The 21013-nt window shown below is 69.2% G+C and carries 21 protein-coding genes; 10 read left to right on the forward strand and 11 right to left on the reverse strand.

The genetic code is table 11. The features are described from left to right. Positions 1–18: 18 nt before the first annotated feature. Complete coding sequence (locus AB0B61_RS02725) at positions 19–1653, reverse strand: asparagine synthetase B family protein (protein ID WP_358426901.1); 1635 nt, start codon at positions 1651–1653, stop codon at positions 19–21. Between the two features lie 70 nt (positions 1654–1723). Here AB0B61_RS02725 and AB0B61_RS02730 point away from each other — a divergent pair, with 70 nt between their 5' ends. The 5 genes from AB0B61_RS02730 to AB0B61_RS02750 all read left to right on the forward strand — a co-directional run bounded on the left by AB0B61_RS02730 (position 1724) and on the right by AB0B61_RS02750 (position 7696). Continuing rightward, positions 1724–3571 (forward strand): hypothetical protein, encoded by a 1848-nt coding sequence (locus AB0B61_RS02730; RefSeq protein WP_358426904.1) that lies wholly within the window; start codon positions 1724–1726, stop codon positions 3569–3571. Between the two features lie 16 nt (positions 3572–3587). Beyond that, positions 3588–4190 carry an anticodon-binding protein gene (locus AB0B61_RS02735; RefSeq protein ID WP_358426907.1) on the forward strand — a complete coding sequence of 201 codons (603 nt, stop codon included), beginning with the start codon at positions 3588–3590 and terminating at the stop codon, positions 4188–4190. 121 nt (positions 4191–4311) lie between these two features. Continuing rightward, positions 4312–5694: a diaminopimelate decarboxylase gene (lysA, locus tag AB0B61_RS02740; RefSeq protein ID WP_358426910.1), complete on the forward strand. Its 1383-nt coding sequence runs from the start codon at positions 4312–4314 to the stop codon at positions 5692–5694. Then, the gene (locus tag AB0B61_RS02745) at positions 5691–6980 is read left to right on the forward strand and encodes a homoserine dehydrogenase (RefSeq protein WP_358426913.1); all 1290 of its coding nucleotides are present in this window, start codon (positions 5691–5693) and stop codon (positions 6978–6980) included. Before lysA ends, AB0B61_RS02745 begins: the two co-directional genes overlap by 4 nt. A 254-nt stretch (positions 6981–7234) precedes the next feature. Continuing rightward, positions 7235–7696: a hypothetical protein gene (locus AB0B61_RS02750; protein WP_358426916.1), complete on the forward strand. Its 462-nt coding sequence runs from the start codon at positions 7235–7237 to the stop codon at positions 7694–7696. Between the two features lie 44 nt (positions 7697–7740). On the opposite strand, the gene AB0B61_RS02755 is transcribed toward AB0B61_RS02750, so the two are convergent. After that, positions 7741–8676: an SDR family oxidoreductase gene (locus AB0B61_RS02755; protein WP_358426919.1), complete on the reverse strand. Its 936-nt coding sequence runs from the start codon at positions 8674–8676 to the stop codon at positions 7741–7743. A 103-nt stretch (positions 8677–8779) separates the two neighbouring features. Between AB0B61_RS02755 and AB0B61_RS02760 the strand changes: the two genes are divergently transcribed. Beyond that, positions 8780–9343, forward strand: coding sequence for a helix-turn-helix domain-containing protein (locus AB0B61_RS02760; protein WP_358426922.1), 564 nt, complete (start codon positions 8780–8782; stop codon positions 9341–9343). On the opposite strand, the gene AB0B61_RS02765 is transcribed toward AB0B61_RS02760, so the two are convergent. Beyond that, the gene (locus AB0B61_RS02765) at positions 9344–9595 is read right to left on the reverse strand and encodes a hypothetical protein (protein WP_358426925.1); all 252 of its coding nucleotides are present in this window, start codon (positions 9593–9595) and stop codon (positions 9344–9346) included. Beyond that, entirely contained in the window at positions 9592–10167 is a 576-nt protein-coding gene (locus tag AB0B61_RS02770; RefSeq protein WP_358427681.1) for an MFS transporter, read from the reverse strand. Before AB0B61_RS02770 ends, AB0B61_RS02765 begins: the two co-directional genes overlap by 4 nt. A gap of 524 nt (positions 10168–10691) precedes the next feature. Between AB0B61_RS02770 and AB0B61_RS02775 the strand changes: the two genes are divergently transcribed. Beyond that, a complete protein-coding gene (locus AB0B61_RS02775; RefSeq protein WP_358426928.1) occupies positions 10692–11585 on the forward strand; it encodes a hypothetical protein in 894 nt (297 codons plus the stop codon). Here AB0B61_RS02775 and AB0B61_RS02780 read toward each other — a convergent pair. From AB0B61_RS02780 to AB0B61_RS02790, 3 genes are all read right to left on the reverse strand, one after another. Beyond that, positions 11582–11977, reverse strand: a complete 396-nt coding sequence (locus AB0B61_RS02780; protein ID WP_358426931.1) for a hypothetical protein — start codon at positions 11975–11977, stop codon at positions 11582–11584. The genes AB0B61_RS02775 and AB0B61_RS02780 overlap by 4 nt on opposite strands. Before the next feature lie 173 nt (positions 11978–12150). Further along, complete coding sequence (locus AB0B61_RS02785; protein WP_358426934.1) at positions 12151–12510, reverse strand: nuclear transport factor 2 family protein; 360 nt, start codon at positions 12508–12510, stop codon at positions 12151–12153. Positions 12511–12603: 93 nt separating this feature from the next. Then, on the reverse strand, positions 12604–13227 hold the full coding sequence (locus AB0B61_RS02790) for a helix-turn-helix domain-containing protein (protein WP_358426937.1): 624 nt from the start codon (positions 13225–13227) through the stop codon (positions 12604–12606). 48 nt (positions 13228–13275) lie between these two features. Here AB0B61_RS02790 and AB0B61_RS02795 point away from each other — a divergent pair, with 48 nt between their 5' ends. Then, positions 13276–14226 (forward strand): NADP-dependent oxidoreductase, encoded by a 951-nt coding sequence (locus tag AB0B61_RS02795; protein ID WP_358426940.1) that lies wholly within the window; start codon positions 13276–13278, stop codon positions 14224–14226. A gap of 100 nt (positions 14227–14326) precedes the next feature. Then, the gene (locus AB0B61_RS02800; protein WP_358426943.1) at positions 14327–14848 is read left to right on the forward strand and encodes a hypothetical protein; all 522 of its coding nucleotides are present in this window, start codon (positions 14327–14329) and stop codon (positions 14846–14848) included. On the opposite strand, the gene AB0B61_RS02805 is transcribed toward AB0B61_RS02800, so the two are convergent. Then, on the reverse strand, positions 14838–15434 hold the full coding sequence (locus tag AB0B61_RS02805; protein ID WP_358426946.1) for a hypothetical protein: 597 nt from the start codon (positions 15432–15434) through the stop codon (positions 14838–14840). The two genes, AB0B61_RS02800 and AB0B61_RS02805, sit on opposite strands and share 11 nt — an antisense overlap. Positions 15435–15575: 141 nt before the next feature. Then, positions 15576–18944, reverse strand: coding sequence for a WD40 repeat domain-containing serine/threonine protein kinase (locus AB0B61_RS02810; protein WP_358426949.1), 3369 nt, complete (start codon positions 18942–18944; stop codon positions 15576–15578). Between the two features lie 80 nt (positions 18945–19024). Here AB0B61_RS02810 and AB0B61_RS02815 point away from each other — a divergent pair, with 80 nt between their 5' ends. Continuing rightward, a complete protein-coding gene (locus AB0B61_RS02815) occupies positions 19025–19459 on the forward strand; it encodes a nitroreductase family deazaflavin-dependent oxidoreductase (protein WP_358426952.1) in 435 nt (144 codons plus the stop codon). A 50-nt stretch (positions 19460–19509) separates the two neighbouring features. Here the strand turns inward: AB0B61_RS02815 and AB0B61_RS02820 are convergent, their stop codons facing one another. Further along, positions 19510–20130: a hypothetical protein gene (locus AB0B61_RS02820; protein WP_358426954.1), complete on the reverse strand. Its 621-nt coding sequence runs from the start codon at positions 20128–20130 to the stop codon at positions 19510–19512. Positions 20131–20645: 515 nt separating this feature from the next. Continuing rightward, positions 20646–20861, reverse strand: a complete 216-nt coding sequence (locus AB0B61_RS02825; protein ID WP_358426957.1) for a hypothetical protein — start codon at positions 20859–20861, stop codon at positions 20646–20648. Positions 20862–21013 lie beyond the last annotated feature (152 nt).

Here is a 21013-nt window from a genome sequence, read left to right on the forward strand (position 1 = left end):
GATGTTACCGAGAGTTCATCAGAAAGGGGACGACACATCACTGAGATCGTTCTCGAAGTCGCTCAGCCAGAGCCCGAAAAGCACCAGCCCCCGCACCCAGAACCGGTCGTTCCACCCGCTGAACCGGGTCAGCGCGTCGGGGCCGCCCGCGATGACCATGTGCAGCTCATCCGACAGCAGCTCGGGCACCCGGGCGGCGACGGTCTCCAGCATGCGGTGCGAGTACGCCCGCGCGGGAGCGGCCGTTGAGCGCAGCGGGACCCGCAGCAGCGGCTGCTTGACCACGTTCGTGGACGGCAGGGCCGCCACCCGCGGGTTGGCGGCGTGCAAGATCTCGCGATAGAAGCGGCCCTTGTCTTTTCGGACCACCCCTACCGACAGCGCCGCGTCGAAGAAGTCGGGGTGGATGAACGGCGCCGCGAACGACGCCTCGGGCCCGACCAGGTTGACCGCCGAGCGGGCGATGCCCCGCACGGTGCGGGTGTGCAGCACCGACAGCGGCAGCTCGGCCCGGTGCCCGTGCAGCATGGAGGTCGCCGCGTCGAACTGCTCGCGCACCGCCTCCTCCATCCAGGCCTCGGCCGCCGCCGACAGGAACGGCTGTGACGGGGCGCCGAGGCTGAGCGACTTCAGCACCGCGGCCGACCGCTCGGCCTGCGAGGTGGCCCCCAGCGCGGCCCCGCTCACCATGAAGTTCTTCAGCAGCGGGCCGCCGGCCAGGCCGTCGACCAGCACCCGGCCCGCCCGTTGCACCTCCTTGGCGAACGGGGCGTACCAGGCGTGGTGCGGCGTCAGGTATTCGAGCCGGCGCGCCACCTCGGCCGCGTCGCCGGGGTAGGCGTCGGCGGACTGCGTGATCACCCGGTGCGAGATGCCCAGCTCACGGGTGATCGAGCGGGCGAAGGCGATGTCGGTGTCGGTGCCCTCGTCGGGGCTGGTCGTCCAGGACTCCACGTCGAACCCGCGCGCCTTCGCCACGCTGGCCAGCAGCCGCGAGTCGTAGCCGCCGCTGACCGGCACCAGCAGCTTGCGCCCGTCGTAGTCCTTGTAGACCTCGTGCAGCAGCTCGACGATCTCGTGGGCGCTGGTCCACCTCTCGTACGGCTCGCGGCGCAGCCAGCGCGGCAGCCCGCGCTCGGTGGCCAGCCGCTCGCCGTCGAACACCAGCGCGCTCGACCCCGGCAGCCGCTTGATCCGCTGGTAGGGCGTCGCCTCGCCGAGCGGGAACGTCACCTGGAGGATCGATGCCCAGGCCGACCAGTCGATCTCGACCGGGACCAGCGACAGCAACGGCTGGATCAGGGACGAGAAATAGATCGCGTCGCCATGGCGTACGTAATAGACGTCGACCAGCCCGAGCGCGCCCGCGTGCAGCGTGATCCGCGGGCCGTCGCCGATCAGCCCCGGCACCTCGTACGTCTCGGCGATGGACATCCAGCCGTCGAGAGCCGAGGGCCTGCGCTCACCCCAGGAGAACGCGAACGAGCCCCCCGCGCGGTGATAGGGCGGCAGCGGCGTCGAGCTGAACAGCGCCGCCTCGGCCGTCTGGAGCGCCGGTCTGACCCGAGGCCCCGCGGCGGCGAGCTTGCCGAGTATGACGGTGTCGATCCGGCCGAGACCGCCGCAGACATAGGGCCGCACGTTGAACTGCACCGGATCTCATCCCTTCGAGCTGCTTCCCGCAAAAGAGTATCCTTTGCCGGGCTAGGAATCGGAGGTCTCGGTGAGCACTGAGCTGGAGAGCACTAGGCGAGCGCTGCGTGAGGCGATCGCCCAGGCCGAGCACGCGGCCGAGCTGGCCAGGCTGCTGGACGCGGCCCAGGCGCGGCTCGTGGAGGCCGAGCACCACGCCGCGGAGGCCAAGGCGCTCGCCGAGCGGCTCACCGACGCGGAGGAGCGGCTGGAGATCGAGCGCGCCGCCGCCGAGAAGCTCCGCAAAGAGCTGGCCGAGCAGCGCTTCCAGGCCGAGGTGGCCAACTGGAAGCTCTCCTCGATCAAGGTGGCCCGCTGGAACCGGCTGGGCGACGCGATCAGGAGCGGCAAGAGCAACCCGGTCCGCCTGGCCAGAGGTCTCAAGGGCGCCGCCAAACCGGTCAAACGACCCACCGCGCCCAAGCGCAAGCCGGTCGCCGCCGCGGCCAAGGACAAGGACGAGCGGCCGGGCGCCGCCTACCAGGCCACCACCTCCATGCGTACGCTCAACGGCTCCTCGTTCAAGCTCAAGCCGTTCCGCGTGCCCACCGGGCCCAACACCCGCCCGCACATCACCGCCGCGGTGATCGCCGACCCGCACACCGAGGCGCTGCTGCGCTACGAGTGGCGGCAGACGACCGGCTTCACGCCGCGCGACTTCGCCAGGGTGCTGCCGCTGGAGGTGCCCCACCTGCTCGTGGTCGAGTCGGTCACCCGGGGGCCGTGGGCCGAGGAGATCACCGGCGAGCCGGGCGAGGGGCTCAAGGCCCTGCTGGCCTGGTGCGCCGAGCGGGGCATCCGCACGGTGTTCTGGCACACGCAGGGCGACGTGGCCCCCTACACGGCCGCCGCCGAGCTGTTCGAGCACCGCTTCACCAACGACCTCACCGTAGGCTGGCCGCGCCTGCACTTCGGGGTGCAGCCGCGGGTGCACAACCCGATCCCGCTCTCGGGCGGCCGCATCGACCGGGTGCTCACCCTCGACCAGCTGCTGCCCGAGCACCTGACCTACCCCGACGTGCTGACCTCCTACCGCTGGCCCGCCGCCGTCGAGTGCCCGCCCGGCACCCCGCAGTGGGTGCTGGCCGAGCTCGCGGCCTGCAACACCTCGATCGGCACCGAGCCCGACGCGCGCCGCGCGCACGCGGCCCTGCGCCGCGCCCACGCCACCGGCACGATGTCCGAGCGGACCGACGAACTGCTGGAGGCCATCGGCCTGCCCGCCGTACGCGCCACGCTCGACGTCTCGGTGCTGCTGCCGGTGCCCGACTCGGCGCTGCTGGAGCACGCGCTGGCCCAGGTGGCCAGGCAGTCGGGGGTCACCCAGGTGGTGGTGTTCGCCTGGCGCGGGGCCGAGCAGCGCGTCCGCGAGGTCCTGACAGGCGTCGACGTGGTCTTCCGCGACCTCGACCCGGCCGCCAGCACGGGCGCCATGCTCAACCACGGTCTCGACCTGTGCGAGGCCGACCTGGTCGCGGTGATGGACCCGCGCGACGTCTACGGCGCCCACTATCTGACCGACCTGCGCAGGGCGTTCCTGTTCAGCACGGCCGACATCGTCGGCAAGGCCGCCTTCTACGCCCACCTCCGCAAGCCGCAGGCGACCCTGCTCAAGCAGCCGGACGCCGAATACTCCTACCTGCCGGAGATCGCCGGCGCCACGCTCCTGGCCCGTCGCAACACGCTCCGTGAGCTCGGCTTCGCCGACCTCACGGACGGGTGGGACGAGGTGCTGATGCGGCAGTGCCGGGCTGACGGGATCAAGGTGTTCTCGGCCGACCGGTTCGGCTATGTGCGGGTACGCGAGGAGGACCGGTGGCTGCTCGGGGCCGCCCAACTGGTCGAGTACGGCTCGGCCGAGCCGCACGCGCTCATCTAGCGTCCAGAGCTGTCCTGTGACGCCGGAGCAGCTCGCCGAGGCGCTGGGGGAGCCGCCGGTGCCGGAGGGGACGTGGGAGCGGGAGGCGGTCTACGTCTCGGCCGCCGCGCTCCGTCGCGGCGTGCCTCCTGCCTCGCTGGCGGCGCGCGTCTCCGGTGAGGTGCTGGACAACGGGTTTCTGCGGATCGTCGTGGACGTACCGGGGACGCTGGTGGACTCCGTGGAGCCGCTCGACGTACCGGATGACTGCTGGCCGGATTTCCCCCGCACGTGGGCGAACCCGGGCTTCGTCGTGCGCTACGGCCACGCGCGGGCGGCGGCCGTTCAGCGGTGGGCGCGTGACCTGGGTGTCCCGGCCGGGCCGTTCCGCCCGGAGCTGCTCGCCGATCCGCGTGACCGCGCCGTGCTGCGGGTGCTGGCCGAGCTGCCGGGGCGGCGGCTGAGCAGGTCTCCGGGGTGGGAGCCTTATCTGGTGCGGTTGGCGACGGCCTACCACGACGCCCACGAGCTGGCCCCCGCCGTACCCGTGGGGGACGATCCGCCCGCACCGGTGCACACGGCGCGCGTCCGGCTCGCGGCGGCGGTGCTCAAGGTGTTGCCGGGGCCGGAGCGTCTGTGATTGGCAAAATATCCGGCCAAAGGGCGAAAAAGCGTAAAAATATCCCTCGTGGAGCTTGATCGCGTCTCGATACGTGGGCAGCGGGTCCGGGCGGTTCGACGGTTCCGATAGCCTCGTTCGGGTGAGTCGATTCGTCCATCCCGCCGGGGACCGGCACGCAGAGATGCTGCCCCACGAGCGCCCGCCGCTGGCGCCCGCCGACCTCAACCGGATCAACCCCTCGATCTGGCCGCGAACGTCGAGCCGGACCGATGGCGCGCTCACGATCGGCGGCGTGGACGTCCGCGATCTGGCCCGCGACCACGGCACGCCCCTCTTCGTGTTCGACGAGGACGACGTGCGCGCGCGCATGCGCGACTACGCCACGGCCTTCGCGGGCTCCGAGGTCCACTACGCCGGCAAGGCGTTCCTGTGCAAGGAGATCGTCCGCTGGCTCCAGGACGAGGGCCTCGGCCTCGACGTGGCCAGCGGCGGCGAGCTGGCGGTGGCGCTCAGCGTCGGCTTCCCGGCCGCGCGCATCACGCTGCACGGCAACAACAAGTCGGCCGCCGAGCTGTCCAGGGCGCTGGAGGCGGGGGTCGGGCACATCGTCGTCGACTCCTACGAGGAGATCGCCCGGCTCGGGTTCCTCGCCGAGAAGCACGGCACGCGGCCCAAGGTCATGATCCGGGTGACGACCGGGGTCGAGGCGCACACGCACGAGTTCATCGCCACCGCGCACGACGACCAGAAGTTCGGCCTGTCGCTCAACACCGGCGCCGCCGCCGAGGCCGTACGCCGCATCCTCGCGCTGCCCGCGCTGGAGCTCGTCGGGCTCCACTCGCACATCGGCTCGCAGATCGTCGACACGGCCGGGTTCGAGGTGGCGGCGCGCCGCCTGGCCACGCTGCTCGTGCAGATCAAGGACGAGCACGACGTGGTGCTGCCCGAGCTCGACCTGGGCGGCGGCTACGGCATCGCCTACGTCGAGGGCGACGAGGCCCCCGACATCAAGGAGATCGCCGACGGCCTGCGCGAGATCGTCAGCAAGGTCTGCACCGACGCCGGGCTGCCGGTGCCGAGGCTGACCGTGGAGCCCGGCCGCACCATCGTCGGGCCCGGTGGGATCACGCTCTACGAGGTCGGGACGGTCAAGGACGTCGAGGGGCTGCGTACGTACGTCAGCGTCGACGGCGGCATGAGCGACAACGTTCGCACCGCGCTCTACGGGGCCGAATACACCGCCGTGCTGGCCAGCCGCGAGAGCTCCGCCAAGCCCATGCTCAGCCGCCTGGTCGGCAAGCACTGCGAGAGCGGCGACATCATCGTGCGCGACTGCTTCCTGCCCGCCGACCTCGCGCCGGGCGACCTGATCGCCGTGGCGGCCACCGGGGCCTACTGCCGGTCGCTGGCCAGCAACTACAACTACCTGCCCAAGCCCGCCGTGGTGTCCGTCACCGACGGCGAGGCGCGCGTCATCGTGCGGGGCGAGACCGAGGACGACCTGTTGAGGGGGCAGTTGTGAAACCGCTGAAAGTGGCCCTGCTGGGCTGCGGGGTGGTGGGCTCGCAGGTCATCCGGCTGATTCACGAGCAGGGCGACGACCTGGCCGCCCGCATCGGGGCGCCGCTGGAGCTGGCCGGTGTGGCCGTACGCCGGCTGGGCCGCAAGCGCGACGTCGAGGTGGCCCCCGAACTCCTGACCACCGACGCCGAGTCGCTGGTCACCCGCGACGACGTCGACATCGTGATCGAGGTCATCGGCGGCATCGAGCCCGCCCGCTCGCTGATCGTGTCCGCCCTGTCCAGCGGCAAGTCGGTCGTCACCGCCAACAAGGCCCTGCTCGCCGAGGACGGCGCCACCCTGCACGAGGCCGCCCGCACGGGCGGCGGCGACCTCTACTTCGAGGCCAGCGTGGCCGGAGCCATCCCGCTGCTGCGCCCGCTGCGCGAATCACTCGCCGGCGACCACGTCAAACAGGTCCTCGGCATCGTCAACGGCACCACCAACTACATCCTCGACAAGATGGACTCCACGGGCGCCTCGTTCACCGACGCCCTGGAGGAGGCCCAGACGCTCGGCTACGCCGAAGCCGACCCCACGGCCGACATCGAGGGCTTCGACGCCGCCGCCAAGGCCGCGATCCTGGCCGGCCTGGCCTTCCACAGCCGGGTGACGGCGGAAGAGGTGCACCGCGAGGGCATCACCGAGATCACCGCCACCGACGTGGCCTCGGCCAAGGCCATGGGCTACGTCATCAAGCTGCTGGCCATCTGCGCCCGCTCCGACGACGGCCGCTCCATCGGCGTCCGCGTACACCCGGCGATGATCCCCCGGACGCACCCGCTGGCCGGGGTGGGAGAGGCGTACAACGCGGTCTTCGTGGAGGCGGCGTCGGCGGGACAGCTCATGTTCTACGGCAAGGGCGCGGGCGGCGCACCGACGGCCTCGGCGGTGCTCGGCGACCTGGTGGCGGTGGCCCGCAACCGCCTGGCGGGCACGCGCGGCCCCTCGGAGTCGACGTACGCGGACCTGCCCGTGCACCCCATGGGGGAGACCGTCACGCGCTGCCACGTGGCACTGGACGTGGCGGACAAGCCGGGCGTGCTGGCCCGGGTGGCGGACCTGTTCGCCAAGCACGACGTGTCGATCCAGACGGTACGCCAGGAGGGCCACGGCGACGACGCCCAACTCGTCATCGTGACCCACCGGGCAACGGACGCGGCACTGACGGCCACCATGGAGGGCCTGCGCGACCTGGACATCGTCCGGGCGGTGGCCAGCGTGATGCGGGTCGAGGGCGACCTCTGACAAGCATGGTCCTCCCCTTTGGGCGCTTCGCGCTCTGAGGGTCAGGCTGTGTTCTGTGGGGGGCTCGGCGCCCCCCACACCCCCACAAAGGCATGGTCCTCGCTGCGCTCGGGCGTCCTCCCACAGGAGGGCTCCGCCCTCCGGAACGCAGGCGGACCTTTGGCCTGAGCGCGTCCGGCTGCGGCAGGCTGGGATCGCTTTGGCCAGGGCCGATTCCGTTGACTTCGGAATTTATTCCGAAGTAGATTTGCCGTATGGCCACTCCGACCGTGCCCTTCTCCGACCTCTCGAAGCACTCCAAACGAGTCGCCGACGCCCTCGACCGAGTGCACCGGTTGCATGTCAAGCGCCGCGACGGCGAAGACCTGTACATCACCACCGCGCGGCACGATCGGGAGCGCGAGGAGACGGCCGATGTCGTGTCTCGCCTGCTTGCCGCACTGGTTGCGAGCGATGAGGGGGCTCGGGCGGTCGAACGTTCGCTACCGGTGGTCTTCCCGTGGGTCCGCCATCTTTCGCATGGCGAGCGTCAGGAATTCGTTCGTGACATCGTCGACGCCACTCGCGATGTCGTCGATCTCGACGTACATGCCACATTGCATCGAGTTACGGCTGAATGGCGGGCGACCGCCCGAATCCTGGCCGATCCCGCCTTGGCGGCGCAGGCGGCTCAGCCGCTGCCCGATGAGGAGCACGGCGAGGCATTCGCACCGTGAGCCCGGAGATGACGGGACCTACTCGTCTGGAGTGCTGCAGCTGATCAAGCGGATGGATTGTGGAAGTAGTGCCCCTTGTCGAGGTCGTCGATGAGCCCGGGGTGGGTCGGCTGCCATCCCAGTAGCTCGCGGGTCAGTGTGCTCGAGGCCTGGCAGTCGGTCGCGAGGAATCCGGCCAGCCAGGTGAAGTGCTCGCCCGCGCTCTCCGGAGAGATGGCCGCCACCGGGATGCCGAGATGCCGGCCGATCACTTCGGCGATGGCGCGGATCGGTACGCCCTCGTCGGCGACAGGGTGCAGCACCGACCCCGCCGGGGCCTGCTCCAGCGCCAGGCGGAACAGGCGGGCGGCGTCGAGCCGGTGCACCGCGGGCCAGTGGTTGGATCCGTCGCCGATGTAGCCGGAGACGCCCTTGTCGCGGGCGATGCCGACCAAGGTCGCCATGAAGCCGTAGTCTCCTTCGCCGTGCACCGTCGGGGGGAGTCGCAGGACCGATGAGCGGACGCCGCGGGAAGCGAGGGCGAGCGTCAGCTGCGCGGTGGCCTGACGTGCGTGCGGACCGCTGCTCGGCCGCGCCGCATCCGATGCGGGATCACGCCCGTCCTGCTCGGTCGCCACCCGCCCTGGTGCCAGCCCGACCAGCCCGGAGGCGAGGACGAACGGTCGATCGGAACCCACGAGTGCCTCGCCCATCGTCTCGACGGCGAGACGGTCCGTGTCGACGGCGCCCTGGAAGTTTCCGGAGAAGGCGAGGTCGTGCTTGAACGCGAGGTGGATCACGCCGTCCGACGCGGCGGCCGCTTTCCGCAGGCCGTCGAGATCATCGAGTGTGCCGTGATGCACCTGAGCCCCGGCCGAGGTGAGGGCGGCGGCTGACGCGTCCGAGCGTGCCAGTCCGGTGACCCGATGACCAGCGCCGATGAGCTCGGGTACGACGGCGGAGCCGATCCAGCCGGACGCGCCGGTGACGAAAACACGCATGAGAAGACCTCCGAATGAGCCGGCCGAGCGGTCGACTGATGTCAGTTGCTGTCATCACAGTAGCAAGCATGTCAGTCGCTGTCATCAAGGTACGATCGAGGGCATGGGGCGATGGGAGCCGAACGCGCGCGGCCGGCTGGTGCAGGCGGCAATGGAGCTCTACGGCGAACGCGGGTACGAACAGACCACGGTGGCCGAGATCGCCAACCGGGCGGGGCTCACGGAGCGAACATTCTTCCGACACTTCGCCGACAAGCGCGAGGTGCTGTTCTGGGGCGGGGGCGCGCTGCAAGAGCTCCTCGTGAGCTCCGTCGGCGAGGCCCCTGAATCCACAGCGCCGATCGACGCGGTTGCCGCGGCCTTTGAGGCCGCCGCCGCTCAGCTTCAGGAGCGCCGCGAACACTCCCGGCAGCGCCAGGCCATCATCGTCGCGAACGCGGAGCTTCGAGAGCGTGAGCTGATCAAACTCGAGTCATTCGCCTCGGCGCTCACCGACGCCTTGCGCCTGCGCGGCGTCGCGGACATGGCCGCGAGCCTGGCCGCCGAGGCGGGGATCGCGGTCTTCAAGATCGCGTTCGTGCGCTGGCTCGCCACCGGCCAGCCAGACTTCCCGCAACTCATCCGAGAATCATTCGACGAGTTGAAGGCCGTGGCCGCGGGCAAATGATCAGCGGCGGCGGGCCGCGTCCTGTTCTGGTGCGCGTCGCATTCTTCGTACGTCCGGGACAGTAAGAACCATCGCGGTGGCGGCCAGGATCGCGCCGGTCGCGGCCCACAGCGTTCGGTCAAGGCCGAACCGGTCCGCGGCGGGGCCTGCGATGACCGCTCCCAAGGGGGTGATTCCGAAGGAGCCCAGCGCCTCGTACGACGCGACTCGCGAGAACTTCTCGTGCGGCACCTCTTGCTGGATCGTGGTCATCCAGTTGACGCTGAGATCTCCACACCGACCCCGGCGAACAGCGACGCCGCGCAGATCACCGGCAGCGGCGCCCCGGCCGCGAACGCCGCCAGTGGCAGTACGAGCAGCGCGGCCGCGGAAACGCCGGTGACCAGCAGCCGTGGCGGCCGCAACCGCACCATCAGCAAGCCGCCGAGGATCATGCCGATCGCGTCGCACGAGAGGATGAAGCCCCAGTCGCGCGCCCCGCCGAGCTGACGGCTGGACGCCAACGCGCCGAGCACCGCGAACGCGCCCACGCCGAGTGCGTTGACGACCGCGGACTGCGCCACCACGCTCCACAGCCAGCGTCGTCCGGCGAACTCGCTCCAGCCTTCTCGCAGCTCGGTGACCAGGCCGACCCGTTTGCGCAGCCGCCCGTCGACCCGCATCGTCGCGCTCAGTACGCCGACGATGAGAAAGGTGGCCGCGTCGAGCGCGAGCACCCAGCCAGGACCGAAGGCGGCGGCCAGCACGCCGCCGAGCGCGGCGCCGGCGACCTTGCGGCGGCGGGCCGATCCAGCCGACCGCAGGTCCATCCGCCTCGAGATCACCGCCAAGGGCCGCGAACACCTCGGCGAGATCAAAGCCCTGCACGACACGCACGCCGAACGCACCTTCGCCATTCTCAGCGAAGCCGAACGGGGCGCCCTGCTGGCCATACTCAAACAGCTCCGCGAACACGTCGCCGGCCAACTGCCCACTTCCGGACAAGGAATCGTCTGGGTCACCGTGAAACGCACGGCCGTTTCCAGAGCATGAAGGGGTTTGTCGCGCCGGCTCAGGTAGTCATGGGTTTGCGGATATGTACGGTGGGCTTGGCAGTGCACGCCCGCTGAATAGGTGGGCAGAATGCCGTACGAGCCATGGAATCCATGGCCGGTTTTCTCATCGGGCGCCAGCCTCGCGCCAGCCGCGCGACAGCATCGGGAAATCCCCGCTTGTAATGCTATGAGGCAATACAGGCCTGGTGCACGGGGGCGCCGCGGGCGGAACTCCCACCACGCCATCGCGCTAGGTCAAATGCGCCGCCAAGCGGCTCGATCCGCAGAGCCCGGCACCGATGAGGAGGGGTTTCATGAAGAAGTTACTCTCCGTGATCGCAATGATCACGATCGCTCTGGTCGCATTACCGCCTGCCGCCGGATCGGCGACCGTCAAAGGCTCACCGTCGCCGGCATGTAAGGGCACCAGCGGTCAGGATGCGATGGTGCGTGCTTTCGTCGAGCGTACGAACACCAAATGGAAGATCGACCTCAAGGCTCAGGACTACGAGGTACAGGCGGACACTACGGGATGCACCATCAAGCCTCGCGGCAGCGCTCCCGTCACCACCCAGCTGGTCAAGGACGCTGCCGGTCGTTCGACGCTCGTGGCGAACACGACGGCTCCCCCCGCTCCCATCCCGGCGAAACCAGGGGGCGCGACCGTTCAGCAGGAGACCAAGTGGTTTCAGCCCACATGCTACGGAAGGCTCGGGGACGCGGGTGGAGTCGGTTATATGGACACCTGCTTTGCCTGGGGCGATATGAACTACCCGGGGCAGACGCGTTGGAACTATGCGGCCCGCGCCTATGCCACGTGCGGCGCCTTGGAGGGTGGCCCCGACTTCTGGCAGGTCTACGACTGCTCGGTGCGGACCTGGCGCGTCGACAATTCGGCGCCGCTGGTCTGGAATGAATGGAGCCCGAAATCCACCGCCAATCTGAGCTCCTGCGGCAGTGTCAACCTCAACGTCGTGGCGGGGCCTGTCTCGGTCGGTGTCAGCGTGAACACCTGCGAAAAGCTCATCCCGGCCAAGGGAGCGGATCCCGGCGACTTCAAAGCCACTTGGGCCGGCAGGTCGTACTGGGGCAGCGATGTGCGAGAGACCGGATTGCTCAATCTGAACGAACCAGCGGCGTGTGCGCTCGTGAAGTCCGGTGATCCCACGGGACTTCACGAGCGTCTCTGGCCTTTTCCAGGCTGCTAGTCGGCCGCGATGGAATACACCGGGGTTCCCCAGCTGTGGCCGGGGACCAGCGCCGCCAGCCAGCGCGGATCGGTGACCTCGATGTCATAGTCCGCCTGGACGAGGAGGTTCTCGTCCTGCCATTGACCGTCGCGCTCGTAATAGAAATCGTTCAGATCTGCCCAGCCATCGTCAGTCACCGGATAGTTTCGGGTGGCGACCCGTTCGACCTGTCGGATGTAGCGTTTACTGTTGGCGGCGACCCAATTCTCATCGAGGAATTCGTCCATGGTGACCATCAGTACGTCGTAGGGCTCCATCTCTCGGTGGTTGTATGCCGCGTCCCACAGCATTTTGAAGAAGAAGCCCGGGTCGCCGTCGGGCAATCCCGCGTGATCCTTGTCGTGGGTCAAGTAGTACACCACGAATATTCGTAACCGCGCACGTAGCGCGTCGGGATCGCAATCGAGCACGCGGACGCCGTACATATCGGTGGACAGGGGGATCTCCTCAAGAACCGGACCATTGGCGGACGGCTCATGATCTCATCACCGACCTCGCTTGGGCCCGCCATCCGTTACGTCGGTTACCTCGGTGTCTGATGAATCAGGACGACGCGCCAGCCTTCGGGGGTGTGGCGATAAGCGGTCGTCGCGTACCACGAGGTTGTCTCTTCGCCTGTGGTGCTGGTCAGTGTGTAGGCGACAACGGCGCCGGAATCACCGAGCAACTTGACGGTGGCATCGTTTGCCTGGTTGCGCCGGTCCGGGTTCCCGCTCCCTTGGGTGTACATCTGGAGCACCTGCTGCCTGGACACGATGCCATAATTTCCCATGGCCACGAAGTCGTCGGCACAGTGTTCCTCGAAGAACTTCTCGTCGTAGGCAGCGTCGGCGTTCAGCATCCGCTGCTCGATTTCCAGCAGCGCCTTTTCGATGTCACTCATCTTGCCTGTTCCTCGGTGGTGGGGGGGCTGATTGCATGGCTCAGGCTGCCAGCCATACCTGACACCTCCCGACAGGTAGGCACACCCGTACCTCTAGTGCCTGGAGAGAGGCAGCCGGACGGGCGGCGGGAGTGGCGTCGGGACCGGGTTCGCGTGGAACGACTGGAGTATCAGGGCCGCGAAGCGGCGTGACGCCGCCACTCTCATCTCGGGGGACTCGGCGCGGATGCCGTCGTTCGCCATCAGCGCCAGGCTGATGTCCTCCAGGACGAAATCCTTTCGCAAGGGGCCTGCTTCCTTCGCGCGCCGCACCAGTTCGAGCAGTTGACGTAGCGCGCGAGCGTGGTCCGCGGCGAAGTCGGCCGCCTGGGGAGGCCGCGAGGTGAACGCGCGGGCGAAGCCTCGGTCGAGGGCGTTCGCCTCCATGAGCCTCTCGATCACCAGGCTGAACCCGCGCCACGGGTCGCCCGCCGCCAGGCCCTCCTCCACGATCGCCGAGCAAGAAGCCATCTGCTCGGCGAAGGCCTCGGCCAGCAGCGCTTCCTTGGTCTGGAAGTGCCGGTAGACGGTCGCGACGCCGACCTCGGCGCGCCGGGCGATCTCCCGGATCGGCACGTCGATGCCCTCGGCGGCGAAGGCCGCGCGCGCGACCGCGAGGATGCGCTCGCGGTTGTCGCGGGCATCCGAGCGGAGGTGGGCTATCACTTGGGCCGTCATCGCTCTCACTTTAGCTAAACGGAGAGGGTACTCCGTTACGTTCGGCGCATGAGAGCGATTCAATTCACTGAGTACGGCCCGCCCAGCGTTGTGCACGTCGCCGAGGTGGAGGCGCCGCACGCCGGACCGGGCGAGATCCGCATCGCCGTACGGGCCTCCGGAGTCTCGCCGGGGGAGACGTACATCCGCTCCGGGGCGCTGCGTGACATGATGCCCACGACGTTCCCGTATCGGACCGGATTCGACGCCGCTGGCGTGGTCGACGAGGTCGGCGACGGCGTCACGGGCGTGAGCGTCGGCGACGAGGTGTTCGGCATGGCCGACACGCACGTGCGCGGCGTCAATGCCGACTTCGCGGTCCTGGCCGCCTGGGCGCCCAAACCGGCCGCGTGGAGCTGGGAGGAAGCGGGCGGCGCCGCGGGCAGCGTCGAGACGGCCACCCGGGTCCTCGACCGGCTCGCGGTCGGTGCCGGGCACACCGTGCTCATTCAAGGCGCGGCTGGTGCGGTGGGCACCGTGGCCGTCCAGCTCGCGGTCGCCCGCGGCGCCACCGTCATCGGTACGGCGAGTGAGCACAACCACGACTTCCTGCGTTCCCTCGGCGCGGAGCCGACGACGTACGGGCCGGGGCTCGTCGAACGGGTCCGCGCGCTGGCACCGGCCGGGGTGGATGCGGTGTTCGACTGCGCCGGAGGGGCGCTGCCAGACCTCATCGCCATCGCCGGTGACACGGCGCGCGTGGTGACGATCGCCGACTTCGATGCGGCGGCCCACGGCGTACACATGTCGCACGGAGCGCCGGCCGAGGAGACGGGCACGGCCGTGGGAGCCCCCGCCGACCCGCAGGCGGTGCATGGCCTCGCGATCGCGGTCACGCTCGCCGCCGAGGGCCGGTTGCGGGTGCCGGTCGCGGCGGCGTTCCCGCTCGCCGAGGCGGCGGCCGCGCACGAACTAAGCGAAAGTCGCCATGCCCGCGGAAAGATCGTGCTGGTGAACTGATCGGACGCCCATCGCCGTTCTTGCCGGAATCCGGCAAATAGTCAACAACCGATCCGAACTCTCACTAAGGTGATCAAGTCAAAGATCAAGGAGGCACCTGGTGAAGCAGACGATCGCGCGGCGGATGGGCCGTTCCATGCTGGTGGTGGCGCTGGTGGGAGGCGTCGTGCCGGTTGCCGTCGCGTCCCCGGCGCTCGCCGCGCGGAAGGCGACGCTGGGGCCGTACGGGTACGGCAACCTGAAGCTTGGTATGACCGCCTCCAAGGCCAGGGCGACCGGGCGGATCGTCCACAAAGCGGTCGGGGACTCCGCCAGGTGCACGGGGTGGGACCTCAAGGAGAACCCGTACGGCGAGTACCGGGTGGGGATGTACATCTCCAAGAAGCGCGGTGTCGCCATGATCGTCGCACCGCCCGGCCTGAAGACGCCTCAGGGCATCAGACTCGGCTCCAGCAACGCGCAACTGAAGGCCGCCTACCCCGGTCTGCGGCGTGGTCCGGGTGGGTATCCGACCGTCACCGTGCCGGGCAACAAGAAGGCGTTCTACACGTTCTATGTGTCGGACAACAAGGTATCCGGCATGAGCCTGGTTCTGGCCACGCAGGACTGCGTCAGGTACTAGCCTCCGCGTCGTTCGCCGAGCAATGGGAGATGATCGTCCGCTCCATCCTGGGACTCCGTTTCGGCTGAACGGTCACGGAAGGTCGAGGGACCCTTGAAACAGCGGACTTTCCTCGCCGCCCGCATCGACCAGTGGTCACGCGCCGGGTGCAGCGCGAGCGGTTCGTCGCGCAGCGGAAACGGGTTGTCGCGGCGCGGGAGATCCACGACATCCTTGCCCACTCCCTCGCCAGGATCGGCCCGGTGATGGACACGGCGACCACTGACTGCGGCCACTCGCCGTGCGGCCCGGAGAACCGGCCGAAGCCGAGCGCGACGGCGCCCGCGGTGGCGAGGAGGCAGACGCCGCCGGTGGTGGCGATCGTGAGCGGCCAGGTTCGCAGGCCGAGCCGCCCCATGCCGAGCCGCCGCCATCCGTCTCTGGAGTATCCCTCCCGCGTGATGACGAGCATCATCGCTATCACGACGAGCAAGGGCGATAAGGCGAGGACGAGCCCATCGGCGATGTCGGCGGTGCCCAGCGAGATCGTGAGCGCCAGGACGATGAAAACGATCGACGCGGCGCGATCGGAGAGCCGTTCGTACACGGACAGACCTTCCTTCGGGGAGTTGGCCCGGCCCAGTGTTCAAGAACGCGCCGCCGCCGCCATCCACCGGCGGTCCGAATTCCGGTCCGGCCTTCCCCTCACGGGACTAGCACCTCAGGTCGACCCACCACGAATTCGCCTTTAGCAGACTCTCCTAAACGGCTGATCGGGCAGGTAGTGGGTCCATTCGGCCTCGGTCAGGGCTCGTCCGGCCCGTGCGCACACCGCCTTCGTCAGGGGTTCCATCGCCATGGGCAGCCGGGTCAGACGGCCCGCTCTGCCCATGGCCAGCAGTTCGGTGGAGTCGGGGGAGAAGGCGAGCGATCGCGCGTCGTCCGGAAGCTGGATCTCGGGCCCGATCCGCCGGCCCAGCCGCACGTCCCAGACGGTCAGCGACTTTTCCTGGGACGCGAAGGCGAGCAGCCGGTGGTCGGCGGAGAACACGGCGGTCCACGATGCCTGGCCTGCCCGCAGCCAATCGCCGACCTGCGCGCCCGTGCTCGTGTCCCAGATGCCCACCTTGCCGGCGAAGTTCGCCGCGACCAGTTTCAGGTCGGCACTGAACCAGACCTCCTCCGCCGTACCGGAGAACAGGAGTTTCGGCCCGAACGGTCGGCCGGACTCGAGGTCGACCAGGCGCAGCAGGTTCGCGTCCAGGCCGATGAGACGTCCGTCGGGGGCGACCGTCCAGCCGAGCAGGCGTGGTCTGGCCACCTGCTTGAGGCGCCGGCCGCCGGGGACCTGCCAGAGCGTGAAGGTCTTCTCATCGGGCGTCCAGAGTCCGGCCGGGGCCAGCGATACGGCGTCCGAACCGGTGACTGCCGGGACCTTCGCCAGCTCGCGCCGGGTGGCGGTGTCCCAGACGGTGACGTCGTCGCCGCGTCTGATCGCCAGCCGCCCGCCGTCCCGGCTGAAGGAGAGGTCGGCGTCGTAGCTCTGGAACGCCCCTGCCTCGAAGTCTTCGCCGTTCAGCCTGATCTTGGTGGAGTCCAGTGTGTGGGTGGCGAGGAGCTTGCCGTCGGCGCTGAACTGGATCGCGTCCAGGGTCTCTTCCCCGGCGAAGTACGGCTGGAGCGTGACGACCGTGTCCTCGCTCAGGTAGCGCAGCCCGGTCGAACCGAAGGCAACCGTGGACACCGGGTCCACTATGGCGCGTTCGAGCATCAGCGGCTCGTCGGCGTTCAGCCGGTAGAGCCTGATCGTCGAGCCGATCCCCGCGAGCACCTTGCCGTCCGGGCTGAACACCGGCACCGCCATGCTCTCCCAGTCGGAGATCGAGGTGATCTCCTTGCGAGAACGGGTGTCGAAGACGGTGAGGCCGTTGTTGCCACCGACGGCGAGTAGCCGTCCGTCGCGGCTGAACGCCGAGAAGGGGAGACAGCCGGAGCAGATGCCGGGAAATCCGGGCTGTTCCTTGCCCGACGGGAGCGCCCAGCGCCGGCCGCCGGCCACCGCGTAGTCGCCGCCCGGGTGGATCGCGGCCCTGGCGAGCGCGGGCAGCATGGTCGTCTTTCCGGTACGCGGGTTGTAGACGGTCTTCCCCTGCCCCCAGTCGATGATGAGGAGGCCGCCGCTGAAGCTGAGCTCCAGGTCGCCCATCTCGGAGGCGAGCACGCGCGGGCCCGTGCGCTTGCCGCTGGCCAGGTCCCAGAGCCTGACGCTCTTGCTGTCGCCGACGGCCAGCAGCCGCCCGTCCTCGCTGACCGCGGCCTCGCGCAGGGGTCTGCTGGTGGTGCCGAGCCCGGTGAAGCCGCCTGTCCGCTTGCCGGACGCCACGTCCCACACCTTGACCTCGTCAGAGCTGACGCTGATCAGTGACCGGCCGTCGGCGCTGAGGGCGCGTAGCACGTCGGGGCCGGTGTCCGGGTCGCGAAAGGCGGCGCGGCCCTGGTCGGCGACCGAGGTGAACAGGCTCGACCGGGCCTCGGCAGTGGGGGACAGGCGCCCGGCCGCGGCGCTGAGCAGCATGCCCAGCACGGGGTCCGCGCCTCTCACGGTGTCGGCCACTCCGGCCAGCCGCGCGGACTCGGCCGTGTCGCGCTGCTCGGCGAGCATGACGCTCTGCCGTACGGCCAGACCGCCCGCCACCAGGGCCAGCACCAGGAGTACGGCCAGGCCGATGGACAGGAGCCTGGTCCTGCGGGACCGTCGCCTGGTGAGCGCGGCGGCCGCCGCGAGGAAGTCCCGCTCGCCGGGGGTGAGAGTGATGTTCCGGCGCTCGGCCGCGGCCCAGCGCAGCGCGTCGTCCAGCGAACTGCCGTGGAACAGGTCGGCGTCCCGGCGTCCGTGCTCCTGCCAGCGTTCGGCGGCCGTCCAGATCTGGCGGTGCATGACCAGGCCGTCCCGGTTCGTGGCGATCCAGGTGCGCAGCCGGGGCCAGGCGAGGGGGAGGGCCGGACGCAGCAGCCGTACCGGATCCCCTTTCGAGACCAGGTACGTGAACGCGTCGAGCACCCGCTCGATGTCGTCGGGGAGCTCGGATCTGCGTAATTCGCGCAGCGCCAGCTCGTCCTTGGCCGTCACCGTGACCAGCCGCAGGAACAGTTCGGGGACCAGCTCCTTGTCGGCCGGGGAGAGCGCGGCGTAGGCGTCCTCGGCGATGACGCCGAGCGCGCGGTCATCGGCGGCGGCCCCGACCTGCTCGCCGTCGGCGGTGATCCCGACCCGCCGGCCGTCGCCGGCGCCCAAGGCGAGCAGCCGTGAGGTGTCGAGGATGCCGTCGCCGTTGACCAGGCCGAGCAGCAGTTCGCGGGCCGTTGGGCGGCCGGCCGGTTCCTTGGCCAGCGCCGCGCGCACCAGGTGGCGCAGCGAGTCGGGCAGCATGGCCAGGTCGGGTTCGTGGGAGAGCACCCGGTGCATGACCGCGCCCAGGGCCTCCGCGGTGAACGGGTCCTCGCCGGTGGCGGCGTACAGGATGACCGCGCCCCAGGCGAACACGTCCGCGGCCGCCCCCGCCCGCTGGCCCGAGAACACCTCCGGCGCCATGTAATTGGGCGTGCCCGCCACCACTCCCGAGGCGGTGAGCGACATCTCCAGCGTGCGGGCCACACCAAAGTCGATCACCCGGGGCCCGTCGGGGCCGAGCAGCACGTTGTCGGGCTTGAGGTCACGGTGGACGACGCCCGCGTCATGGATGGCGGTCAGCGCGGTGGCGATCGCCGTGGCCAGCCGGTGCAGGTCGTCGCCCCGGAAGACGCGCCCGGCCTTCCGCAGGCTCGGGCCTTCGACGTACTCGCTGACGATGTACGGCCTGGACCCATCGAGGTGGACACCGAGCACTCTGGCCGTACAGAACGAGGCCACCCGCTGCGTCGCGACCGCCTCCTTGGCCATGCGACCGCGCAGCTCGGCCTGGTTGGCCGGGTCGCCGTGCAGCACCTTGACCGCGACCCTGGCGCCCGCCGGATCGTAGGCCTCATAGACGACGCCCTGCCCGCCCGCCCCGATCCGGGCGGCCAGCCAGTATTCGCCGAGGCGCTGCGGATCCCCGTCGAGCAACGTGCTTCCCATGTCCGGTTGGACTACCGGTCCGACCGGATGGTTGCGCCACGCTTGACTTAAACCCCAGTTCAGGGAGGAGCCTGTTCGTCATGACGGAAAACAACGAAGAAGTGCTCGACAGCCCGACCGACTGGGTGGCCGACCACATCCGCCGATACGTGGAGACAGACGGCCGGGACGGCCACCTGTACCAGGAGTGGCCGACCCTGCTGCTCAGCACGCGCGGCCGAAAGTCCGGCAAGCTGCGCCGCACGGCCCTGATCTACGGCCAGGACGGCGACCGCTACCTGCTGGTGGCGTCCAACGGCGGGTCCGACAGCCATCCGGCGTGGTATCTCAACCTGGTCGCCGACCCCGAGGTGACGGTGCAGGTGCTCGCGGACGTGTTCAGCGCGCGAGCCCGTACTGTCACCGGTGCCGAGAGGTCGTCGTTGTGGCGGATCATGGCGTCGGTCTTCCCGCTCTATGACGATTACCAGAGCAAAGCCGAGCGAGAGATCCCTTTGGTGATCCTGGAGCGCTGAACGAGCACGACGAATCCTCAGCCGTCAACCTCAGCCGTCAACCTCAGCCGTCAACCTCTGTGCTCCGAGGCGGATGAGTCCAGTTCGTCTGCCCGACGGAGGTCCTTGGGCCGGCCTAGGGCGCGACGCATCTGGATCAGGTCTTCTCGGGAGACGTAGTGAACTTCCAGGCCGCCGGGGCCGACCGTGGTGCCCGCGCGGTCGAGGCACTCCCGGACCTGAAGGTTTCCCCAAGGAAGCGCGGGGGTGCAGCAGTCACCGCTGGCTCCGGGTGATGTGAACTGAACTTTGGGGCAGAGAAAGGACCTGGGGTGAATTGCCAAGGGTCTGCCCGTCTCGCCGGTAAGTTGGGCGTTGACGGAGGTGAAGGCGGCCGCCAGGGCCGGGGCATGGGCCGGGGAACCGTCCCAAAGCAGGTCCAGATCGCCGGTCAGTTCGGCGGATCCATGCATGATGCCAGCGACTTGCCCGATCACTACGACCCGGACGCCGCTACGGTGGAGGGCTTCGAGCAGGGGGAACGGATCGAACTCGAGGGCATTGTCGGTGCCGAACGTGCCGACATTGTCGTCGGCCTCCTCGTGGCCCAGGCCAGTTGCCCCCCGGTTCAGGGCCAGTTCACGGGTGCGTCGGACGGCGACGCGGAGTCGTTCCAGCGGTTCGTCGGTCATCTGATTCATGAAACACCGGACTGCGCTCCTGGCGCACCAGAAATTCTCCAAGCCCCTGGCCGCCCGTGACTGACCCAGTGATGCGGACCGCCGCCTGGCCGTGTTCCGCTGCACCGGATGGTTCCGCCGACCCGCGTCCGGTCGGCCTGTACGGCCCGTAGCTCGGCGTCTATGACGACGAACTCCTCGCCGTCCTGCGCGCGAAAGACCTGACCGGTCGCACAAGCCCGGAATGAGGTTGCCTCATCAAGCATGCCTGTCTCAGTCCGAGTGGTCGGTCTCTGATTCTTCACCGTCGTTCTGCCACGCAACGCCAGGCCACCGATCGTAGGTGGCAAGGAAATGCGTCAGGACAGGTATGGCGTGGTGAGAATCGAGGCTCTCGCGGTCCGCGTAGTGGTCGACTTGCCCGTTGGTCAGGGTGTACGCATCGGATGACTGCGATGAGGCCATAGAGGTGCGCAACCACTGCGGAGCCAGGACGCCGCTGCGCTAGCGAGGCTGCACGCGGCTGGTTAGGCGCTGGCCGCGTCGCGCCAACGCGCGAGAATCGCCGCGTCGTCGGGGTCTTCTCCCCACTGCGCCTCTTCGGGCTCCGCCCACGGCAGCCACATCTCGTAGCCTGGGTCGCCCGGCTGCAGATCGCGGGTGCCGTGCACTTTGGCTCCGTTGGGCAATGTGTCAACGGTAGGAACGCGCAAGACGTCGCCTGGCAGCAGGACCACGCTCATGGCTACTCCCTTCATCGTCGACAATCCAGCATAGCTTGCTGTCTCGCAGCCAGGCCATCCTCGGACAATGGTTGCCAGCGGTGTCTCCGGCCAAACGATCAGCCGATACCGTATCGTCCGCTCAGCCACCGATAGACCTGCCCGGCAGCGTG

Source organism: Nonomuraea sp. NPDC049158, from assembly GCF_040648335.1.
GTDB lineage: Bacteria > Actinomycetota > Actinomycetes > Streptosporangiales > Streptosporangiaceae > Nonomuraea.

Coding starts and splice junctions, on each gene's coding strand:
- AB0B61_RS02750 (WP_358426916.1), top strand. CDS start 7,235: ATGGCCACTCCGACCGTGCCCTTCTCCGACCTCTCGAAGCACTCCAAA.
- AB0B61_RS02755 (WP_358426919.1), bottom strand. CDS start 8,676: ATGCGTGTTTTCGTCACCGGCGCGTCCGGCTGGATCGGCTCCGCCGTC.
- AB0B61_RS02760 (WP_358426922.1), top strand. CDS start 8,780: ATGGGGCGATGGGAGCCGAACGCGCGCGGCCGGCTGGTGCAGGCGGCA.
- AB0B61_RS02765 (WP_358426925.1), bottom strand. CDS start 9,595: ATGACCACGATCCAGCAAGAGGTGCCGCACGAGAAGTTCTCGCGAGTC.
- AB0B61_RS02775 (WP_358426928.1), top strand. CDS start 10,692: ATGAAGAAGTTACTCTCCGTGATCGCAATGATCACGATCGCTCTGGTC.
- AB0B61_RS02785 (WP_358426934.1), bottom strand. CDS start 12,510: ATGAGTGACATCGAAAAGGCGCTGCTGGAAATCGAGCAGCGGATGCTG.
- AB0B61_RS02790 (WP_358426937.1), bottom strand. CDS start 13,227: ATGACGGCCCAAGTGATAGCCCACCTCCGCTCGGATGCCCGCGACAAC.
- AB0B61_RS02795 (WP_358426940.1), top strand. CDS start 13,276: ATGAGAGCGATTCAATTCACTGAGTACGGCCCGCCCAGCGTTGTGCAC.
- AB0B61_RS02810 (WP_358426949.1), bottom strand. CDS start 18,944: ATGGGAAGCACGTTGCTCGACGGGGATCCGCAGCGCCTCGGCGAATAC.
- AB0B61_RS02815 (WP_358426952.1), top strand. CDS start 19,025: ATGACGGAAAACAACGAAGAAGTGCTCGACAGCCCGACCGACTGGGTG.
- AB0B61_RS02820 (WP_358426954.1), bottom strand. CDS start 20,130: ATGACCGACGAACCGCTGGAACGACTCCGCGTCGCCGTCCGACGCACC.
- AB0B61_RS02825 (WP_358426957.1), bottom strand. CDS start 20,861: ATGAGCGTGGTCCTGCTGCCAGGCGACGTCTTGCGCGTTCCTACCGTT.